The sequence below is a fragment of the Sphingomonas sp. Leaf412 genome (assembly GCF_001425405.1).
Taxonomy (GTDB): domain Bacteria; phylum Pseudomonadota; class Alphaproteobacteria; order Sphingomonadales; family Sphingomonadaceae; genus Sphingomonas.
On sequence record NZ_LMQP01000001.1, the window covers coordinates 402,952 to 410,934 of the forward strand.

At 68.9% G+C, this 7,983-nt stretch carries 9 protein-coding genes; 2 read left to right on the forward strand and 7 right to left on the reverse strand.

The window, feature by feature from the left end:
- Together ASG29_RS01805 and ASG29_RS01810 are read right to left on the reverse strand one after the other, a co-directional pair.
- Positions 1-1,126, reverse strand: a 1,126-nt coding sequence (locus tag ASG29_RS01805) for a spinster family MFS transporter (protein WP_055980696.1), incomplete at its 3' end; no start/stop codon positions are given.
- Between the two features lie 50 nt (positions 1,127-1,176).
- Complete coding sequence (locus ASG29_RS01810) at positions 1,177-3,414, reverse strand: TonB-dependent receptor (protein ID WP_055979303.1); 2,238 nt, start codon at positions 3,412-3,414, stop codon at positions 1,177-1,179.
- Between the two features lie 110 nt (positions 3,415-3,524).
- Between ASG29_RS01810 and ASG29_RS01815 the strand changes: the two genes are divergently transcribed.
- Positions 3,525-4,148: a TetR/AcrR family transcriptional regulator gene (locus tag ASG29_RS01815; RefSeq protein ID WP_055979306.1), complete on the forward strand. Its 624-nt coding sequence runs from the start codon at positions 3,525-3,527 to the stop codon at positions 4,146-4,148.
- Positions 4,149-4,151: 3 nt separating this feature from the next.
- Here ASG29_RS01815 and ASG29_RS01820 read toward each other — a convergent pair whose 3' ends face one another.
- The 5 genes from ASG29_RS01820 to rpmF form a co-directional block, all read right to left on the reverse strand.
- Positions 4,152-4,484 (reverse strand): MerR family transcriptional regulator, encoded by a 333-nt coding sequence (locus ASG29_RS01820; RefSeq protein ID WP_055979309.1) that lies wholly within the window; start codon positions 4,482-4,484, stop codon positions 4,152-4,154.
- A gap of 5 nt (positions 4,485-4,489) precedes the next feature.
- Complete coding sequence (locus ASG29_RS01825) at positions 4,490-4,789, reverse strand: integration host factor subunit alpha (protein ID WP_055979311.1); 300 nt, start codon at positions 4,787-4,789, stop codon at positions 4,490-4,492.
- Positions 4,790-4,862: 73 nt separating this feature from the next.
- Positions 4,863-5,831 (reverse strand): beta-ketoacyl-ACP synthase III, encoded by a 969-nt coding sequence (locus ASG29_RS01830; protein ID WP_055979314.1) that lies wholly within the window; start codon positions 5,829-5,831, stop codon positions 4,863-4,865.
- Positions 5,828-6,874: a phosphate acyltransferase PlsX gene (gene plsX, locus ASG29_RS01835; RefSeq protein WP_055979317.1), complete on the reverse strand. Its 1,047-nt coding sequence runs from the start codon at positions 6,872-6,874 to the stop codon at positions 5,828-5,830. Before plsX ends, ASG29_RS01830 begins: the two co-directional genes overlap by 4 nt.
- A 32-nt stretch (positions 6,875-6,906) precedes the next feature.
- The gene (gene rpmF / locus ASG29_RS01840; RefSeq protein ID WP_055979319.1) at positions 6,907-7,086 is read right to left on the reverse strand and encodes a 50S ribosomal protein L32; all 180 of its coding nucleotides are present in this window, start codon (positions 7,084-7,086) and stop codon (positions 6,907-6,909) included.
- Positions 7,087-7,288: 202 nt separating this feature from the next.
- Between rpmF and ASG29_RS01845 the strand changes: the two genes are divergently transcribed.
- The gene (locus ASG29_RS01845) at positions 7,289-7,723 is read left to right on the forward strand and encodes an MAPEG family protein (protein ID WP_055979322.1); all 435 of its coding nucleotides are present in this window, start codon (positions 7,289-7,291) and stop codon (positions 7,721-7,723) included.
- Positions 7,724-7,983: the final 260 nt, after the last annotated feature.

Below are 7,983 nucleotides of genomic sequence, written 5' to 3' on the forward strand. Positions count from 1 at the left end.
GCAACGCCCCCGCCACCGCATGCCGCAACGCCTCCGCGCCATAGGCCGGGGTCAGGGCATCGGAAAACCGCCCGATCACCCAGCTCCCCAGCCCCAGCCCGATCAAATTATTGATAAGCAGGAACGACGCCGACGCCGTCGCGCGCATCCGTCCCGGCACCAGATGCTGGACAGCGGTCAGCACCGGCCCGAGCCAGACATAGACCAACGCCTGCGGCACCACGAACAGCGCGAACGCCGCGCCTGCGCTCTTCGACATGACGCCCGCGACGAACAACGGCGTCCCCAGCACATAGGCGATCGCAGGCAGCAGCGCATACCAGCGCCGGTCTCTTGCTCCCAGCCGGTCGCCCAGAACGCCCCCCAGCAGGATCCCTGCGACCCCGCCCGTCAACAGCAGCGCTCCGATGAACTGCCCCGTCTGCGTCAGCGACAGGCCGAAACTGCGCTGCATCAGGCTGGGCAGCCAGAAGGCGACGCCATAGCCGCACATCGACCCCGCCGCCGCACCGAACGCCAGCAGCCAGAAGGCAGGCTTGGCCGCCAGGATCGCGAACACCCGCCCCACCGGCTCGCCCGCCACCGGCGCCGAACGCGGCGGATCCCTCACCAGCCAGCGGAACAGCGGTGCGATGGCAAGGCCCGCAAGCCCCACGACGACGAACGCCGCGCGCCATTCCACCGCCGCGGCGATATAGCCGCCCAGCAACACGCCAGTGGCGGCGCCCAGCGGGATGCCGAGCGAATAGATCGACAGCGCCCGCGCCCGCCGCTCTGGCGGAAACGTATCCGCGATCACCGCATAGGACGGCGCCACACCGCCCGCTTCGCCGACCCCGACGCCCAGCCGGAACGCGAACATCTGCGCGAAACCGGTCGCCGTCCCGCACAAGGCGGTGAACGCGCTCCACACGCCCAGGCTGATCGTGATGACCCACGTCCGGCTGGTCCGGTCGGCCAGCATCGCGAGCGGAATCGCCAGCGTCGAATACAGGATCGCGAAGGCCAAGCCGCCCAGCATGCCCAGTTGCGAATCGGTCAGGCCGAGGTCGGCCTTCACCGGCTGCGCCAGGATCGACAGGATCTGCCGGTCGAGGAAGTTGAAGGTATAGACCAGCAACAACATCGCCAGCACGACGCCCGGCCTGCTGCCGGGCGTCGCGATCTTGGAATGGCTCAGAACCGCACCTCCATCGTCGCCGTCGCGGTGCGCGGCGGGCCGTAGTACCCGATGATGGAATTGCCGAACAACGCGCCGGGGAAATTATACCCGCCGACGCGATAGCGCGCGTCGGTCAGGTTGCGCAGCGCGACGCCGACGCGATACTTGCCGTCACCCGACAGCCAGTTGGCCGATGCGTTCGCCAGTACGTAGCCGTCCTGATCCAGCGCGGGCGTCGGGATCTCGAACAGGCTGTAGTCGCTGCGCAACGCCACGTCGGGGGTGACCGACAGGGTACCGCCCGCAAAATCGGTCGAGGCGGTGAAGCTGGCGTTGACCGTGAACTGCGGCGTGTTCTGGAACACGCGCTGGTCCGCGACGTCGACCGGGGTCGTGCCGCCGCCGATGAAGGTCAGGAACTGCTTGTAGTCCGCATTGGTGTATCCGAACGACGCCTGCGCGGAGAAATTGCGCGTCGGCACGATCCGCGTCTCCAGCTCCAGGCCGTAGATGTCGGCCTTGCCCGCATTGTCGACGAAGCTGGCGATCCCGCCCGCGACGTTGGGCACCTGCACCGTCACCTGCTGATCGCTGTAGCGCGAATAATAACCCGCCAGGTTCACGAACAGCGTCCGATCCAGGAAGGCCCCCTTCATGCCTAATTCGTAGCTGGAGATGCGCTCTGGCTCGTAGCCGTTGACCGTCGTCGGCGTGAACACCGCGTCGCCGCGCATGTCGAACCCGCCCGATTTGAACCCCTGCCCCCAGGAGGCATAGACGTTCACGTCGGTGACCGGTTCGTAGCTGATCGAGACGCGCGGGGTGAAGGCGTCGAACGTGCGGTCGTTGGTGTAATCCGTGCGGATCAGGCCCGGCACCGCGCCGGCATTGCCGAACTGCGGGCTGCGGATGCCGGTATAGTTGCGGCGGAACACCGTCCCGCGCTTGTCGTCCCTGGTGTAGCGCAGCCCGCCCGACAGCTTCAGCCGCTCGGTCACGTCGAAGCTGAGGTCGCCGAACGCGGCATAGCTCTTCGTCCGCACCTCACCGGAGGTCAGCGTCGTGGTATTCAGCAGGCCCAGCACGGTATCGAACGCGCCGGAGGCGTTGGCATCGAGGTAGTAGAGCCCCACGACGCCCTGCAACCGGTCCGCCTCGACCAGCAGCTGCACTTCCTGCGTGAATTGCCAGTCGTCATATTCCGCGGGAACGTCCAGCGTCGGCAAGGCGGTATTGTCGAAGTCGATGACCGTGTTGGTCGATCCTTCGCGATAGGCGCTGATCGACTTGAAGGTCAGCATGTCCGACAGGCCGAACTCCCCCGTCACCGATACGCCCTGCGCCAGCACGCGGTTGTCGTCGCCGATGCCCGCGCGCGTGTCGTAGACGCTGCGGGTCGGTGCGTAGCGCGGGTCGGTGCCGTTGCCCTGCAACCGCGTGCCGTGGCGCGGGTTCGAGCGGTCGAGCGTCCGGTCGCCCGCGACGCGGACGAACACGTCGGTCGTCGGCGACCATTCGGCGGACACGCGCGCCGCCAGCACGTCCTTGTCATACTGATCCGCGCCCGTCGTCAGGTTGCGGCCATAGCCGTCGCGCCAGTATTTCGCGATCGCCGCGCCGACCGACAGCGTATCGGTGACCGGCACCGTCACCTGCCCGATCAGGTCGACCTGGTCATAGGAGCCATAACTGGCGCGCGCCTGTCCGGCGAACTCGTTGCCCAACCGCTTGGTCACGTACTTGATCGCGCCGCCGATCGTGTTGCGGCCGTACAGCGTGCCCTGCGGCCCGCGCAGCACCTCGACCCGCTGCACGTCGAAGATGTCGAGCACTGCGCCCTGCGGCCGCGCGACGTACACGTCGTCGATGTACAGGCCGATCCCCGGCTCGAACCCCCACAGCGGATCCTGCTGCCCGACGCCGCGGCTGAACGCGATGAGGGTGGAGTTGGAGCCGCGCGCGATCTGCAACGTCAGGTTCGGCGTCTTGTCCTGAAGCGCGGTGATGTCGACCGCCCCCATCTTCGTCAATGCGTCGCCCGACACCACCGACATCGCGATCGGTACGTCGATCAGCGTCTCCTCGCGCCGGCGCGCGGTGACGACGACGTCGCCGGTTTCCTCCGCCGCCTGCTCCGCCGCGGTCGTCGCCTGCGCGTCGGCGACGGTGCCGTCCTGCGCATGGGCCGGTGCCGCCGCCAGCGCCGCGACGCTCGCGCCTAGATTCAGCCACGTGCGTGTGATCCGCGCCATTTCGATCCTCCCCTTGACGGCCCCGGTTACGCCCGGTTGCCCTTCCTGAGCCGCGCCTATAATGAAACCTGAACCGAGTTTCAACTTGGTCGACAAGAGAAAAGGCTGACATGACCGGAGAGGATTCGATCGAGGGGGATCGGAAGGCGCCGCGTACCGAGCGCGGGCGGCGGACGCAGCGCGCGATCCTGGACGCGGCGGTGGCCGAGTTCGGGGAGCGCGGCTTCCACGACGCCTCCATCAGCGGCATCACGCGGCGCGCGGGCGTCGCGCTCGGCAGCTTCTACACCTATTTCGATTCGAAGGACGCGGTGTTCCGCGCCCTGGTCGCCGACCTGTCGGAACGGGTCCGCGTTCACGTCGCGCCCGCGATCCGCGCCGCCGACGGGCAGGTCGCGGCGGAGCGGGCGGGGCTCGCCTCGTTTCTGGACTTCGTGCGTGCGCACAAGGAAATCTATCGCATCATCGACGAGGCGGAGTTCGTCGATCCGGACAGCTTCCGGCGCCATTACGCCTCCACCGCGGAACGGATCGAGGTGCGGTTGCGCGCCGCCGCGGCGCGGGGCGACGTGGCCGCCGAGGTGGACGAGGTGGACGAGGTCCATGCCTGGGCGATCATGGGGATGAACGTGTTCCTGGGCCTGCGATTCGGCGTCTGGGCGGACGACCGGTCGGTGGACGACATCGCCGACGTCGTCGCCCGGCTCCTCACGCACGGGCTGTCGCCGCGCTGACGGTCAGTCGTTGGCGATCGCACGCGCCAGGGCGTCGCGGATCGCGCGCAGGTCGTCGGGGGCGGGCTTCGGTGCCGGGGCCCCGCCGCGCTCCCCCGCCAGCAGCTTCTGCGCGCCGGCCAGCGTGTAGCCCTGCACGTTCAGCAGCGTCGCGATGCGGGCGACCAATGCCACGTCCGCGGGACGGTAATACCGCCGGTTGCCCGCGCGCGTGACCGGGCGTAGCTGCGGGAAGCGGGCTTCCCAATAGCGCAGGACATGCGGCGCGACGCCGGTCGCCGCCGCGACCTCGCCGATGGTGCGGAAGGCGCCGGCGGATTTCTCGTCCGACGCCATCCGCGTCAACCGGCGCCGACGATGCGGTCGCGCATCATCTGGCTGGCGCGGAAGGTCAGCACGCGGCGCGGCGCGATCGGCACCTCGACCCCGGTCTTGGGATTGCGGCCGACGCGCTCGCCCTTGTCGCGCAGGACGAAGGTGCCGAAGCCGGAGATCTTCACATTCTCGCCGCCGGCGAGCGCCGTGCACATCTCATGCAGGACCTGCTCCACCAGACGCGAGGATTCGGCGCGCGACAGGCCGATGTTCTTGTGAAGCGATTCGGCGAGGTCCGCGCGGGTCAACGTGCTGGCTTCGGTCATGTCGGTCCCTTGTTCCCCGATGAATCTGGCGGTCGCGACGGCAAGGCTAGCCACGACGGCGAATGTTGTCGAATCAGTAGCGCACCACCGCGGCGCCCCAGGTGAAGCCGCCGCCCATCGCCTCCAGCACCACGATCTGTCCCGGCTGGATCCGTCCGTCCCTGACCGCGGTGTCGAGCGCGAGCGGGACCGATGCGGCGGAGGTGTTCGCATGGCGGTCGACGGTCACGACGACGCGCTCGGGCGGCAGCGACAGCTTGCGCGCGGTGGCGTCCAGGATGCGGGCGTTCGCCTGGTGCGGCACGACCCAGTCGACGTCGGCGGGAGTGAGGTCGATGCCCTTCAGCGCCTCCTCCATCACGCTCGCCAGGTTGACGACCGCGTGGCGGAAGACCTCGCGTCCCTTCATCCGCAGCTTTCCGACCGTGCCCGTGGTGGACGGCCCGCCGTCGACGTACAGCAGGCCGTTGTGGCGGCCGTCGGCGTGCAGCTTCGAGGCCAGGATGCCGCGTCCGGTCTTCTCGTCGCTTTCCTGCGCTTCCAGCACGATCGCGCCCGCGCCGTCGCCGAACAGGACGCAGGTCGTGCGATCCTCCCAGTCCAGGATGCGGCTGAACGTTTCCGCGCCGATCACCAGCGCGCGGGCATAGGCGCCGGTGCGCAGCATGCTGTCCGCGACCTGCACCGCGTAGAGGAAGCCGGAGCATACCGCCGCGACGTCGAACGCGACGCAATCGTCGATGCCCAGCATCGCCTGCACCTTCGTCGCGGTGGCGGGGAAGGTCTGGTCGGGGGTCGCGGTCGCCAGCACGATCAGGCCGATGTCCGTCGCGGCGATTCCCGCGGCGTCCAGCGCGGCGCGGCAGGCGTCGGCGGCGAGGGTCGCGGTCGTCTCCTCCGGCGCGGCGATGTGACGGAAGCGGATGCCGGTGCGCTCGACGATCCATTCGTCGGTCGTGTCGACCCGCTCCGCCAGTTCGGCGTTGGAGACGCGCCGTGCGGGCAGCGCGGAGCCCGTGCCGATCAGGACGGAACGGATCATGCCGCGACCTTCGCGTCGAAATTGCCGAGATCCTCGGCGATGCGGCGCGCCAGGTCGGCGCGCACCATCTTCGCCGCATTGCCGATCGCGGTGGCGACCCCGCGCTCGTTGGCGCTGCCGTGGCTTTTCAGCACGAGGCCGTTGAGGCCGAGAAAGACCGCGCCGTTGTGATTGTTCGGGTCGAGGTGGTCACGCAGCAATTCGGTCGCGGGGCGCGAGATCAGGAAGCCCAGCTTCGACCGGACCGAACTGCGGAACGCGCGCTTCAGCAGGTCGGCGACGAACCGCGCCGTCCCCTCCGCGGTCTTCAGCGCGATGTTGCCGGAAAAGCCGTCGCACACGATCACGTCGTGATCGCCGCGCGACAGGCGGTCGCCCTCGACGAAGCCGGTGAAGGTCATGTTCACGTGCGCCGCGGTGCGCAGCGCGGTGGCGGCGTCGCGGATCTCCCCGGTGCCCTTCTGATCCTCGCTGCCGATGTTCAGCAGCGCGACGCGGGGGGAGGCGAGGTCGAGCGTGGTGCGGGCATAGGCCGCGCCCATCACCGCGAACTGCACCAGGTTGCGCGCGTCGCAATCGGTGTTGGCGCCCAGGTCCAGCACCACCACGTCGTTGTCGCCCAGCGTCGGCAGCAGCGCGGCGAGCGCGGGACGGTCGATTCCCGGCATCGTGCGCAGCGACAGCTTCGCCATCGCCATCAACGCGCCGGTGTTGCCCGACGACACCGCGGCGCCGGCCAGGCCCTTCTTCACGCAGTCGATCGCGACGCCCATCGACGTCGTCTTCGCGCGGCGCAGCGCCTGGCTCGGCTTCTCGTCGCCCGCGATCACGTCGGGGGCGTGGACGATGTCGGAATGGCGTTCGAGGTTCGGATGCGCGGACAGGCCCGCGCGAATCGCGGATTCGTCGCCGACCAGCAGGAAGCTCATGTCCCCGCCCTTCTCGGCGTGCTGGCGGCGCGCACGCGCCACCCCGGCCAGCATGACCGCCAGCCCCTCATCACCGCCCATCGCGTCGACGGCGATCCGGGGACTGTCGCTCATGATGCGTTCTCGCTCCTCAACGACCCCGACGGTCAGGCGTCGACGGAGACGACCTCGCGACCATTATAGTGGCCGCAGGCGCTGCACAGGTTGTGCGGACGCTTCAGTTCGCCGCAGTTCGGGCATTCCTGGAACGCCTCGACCGACAATGCATCATGCGACCGGCGCATGCCGCGACGGGAAGGGCTGGTCTTTCGCTTGGGAACGGCCATTGCGGCACCTTGTCTTTCACGTTTCTGGTAGCGATGGACCGACCCGACGCCCACGCGACCGACGGTGAAGCCGGCCGCGGCAGAGCAGCCGGGCAATCGGCACGCATCGCGAAGTGTCCGCGCCTATAGCGATTTCGCAGGCCGTTGCAAGCCGACGCGCCGACTGCCACGCTTCGGCCACGTGCTTTTTGGGGGAACGACCATGCTGCTTCCGGTGACGCTGACGATCGCGGCGGCCTGTGCCGTCATCAACCTGTGGCTTGCGCTGCGGCTGGTGGGCGGTCGGTTGAAGGGGATATCGGTCGGCGACGGCGGCGATCCGGTGATGCTGGCGGGGATGCGGGCGCACGCCAATTTCACCGAATATGCGCCGTTCGTCCTGATCCTGATCGCGGGCATCGAGCTGGCCGGCGGATCGCCGACGTGGCTGTGGATCGCGGGCGCCGCCTTCGTCGTGGCGCGGATCGCGCATCCGCTGGGCATGATGCGGCCGGTCCCCAATCCGTTCCGTGCCGGCGGCATCCTGGTGACGTGGGTCGTGCTGGCGCTGCTGGCGGGCTGGGCGGTGGCGATCGCGTATCAGGCGATGCATCCCGCGACGCCCGAGTCGGTGCCGGTCGAGGCGCCGCGCGGCTAAGTCGTTGTTTTCGCTTCGGCGGCGATTCGCGAATGTTGCGAATGTTGAATCGATCGCGCGTTATTGCGCGGATGGCGCGACGACGGGCGGCGGCGCGATTCGCGCGATGGGGCGGGGGTGAGAAAGAGCGGCGGGTAGGGGCGGTCCTTCTACGCTAAGGACGGCGATGTAGGACAGGGCTTGAGCCCTCTCCCCGGCGGGGAGAGGGTTTGGGTGAGGGGCCGCCACAGGCGCTGCCCTCGGTGAGACATCGGCCCCCC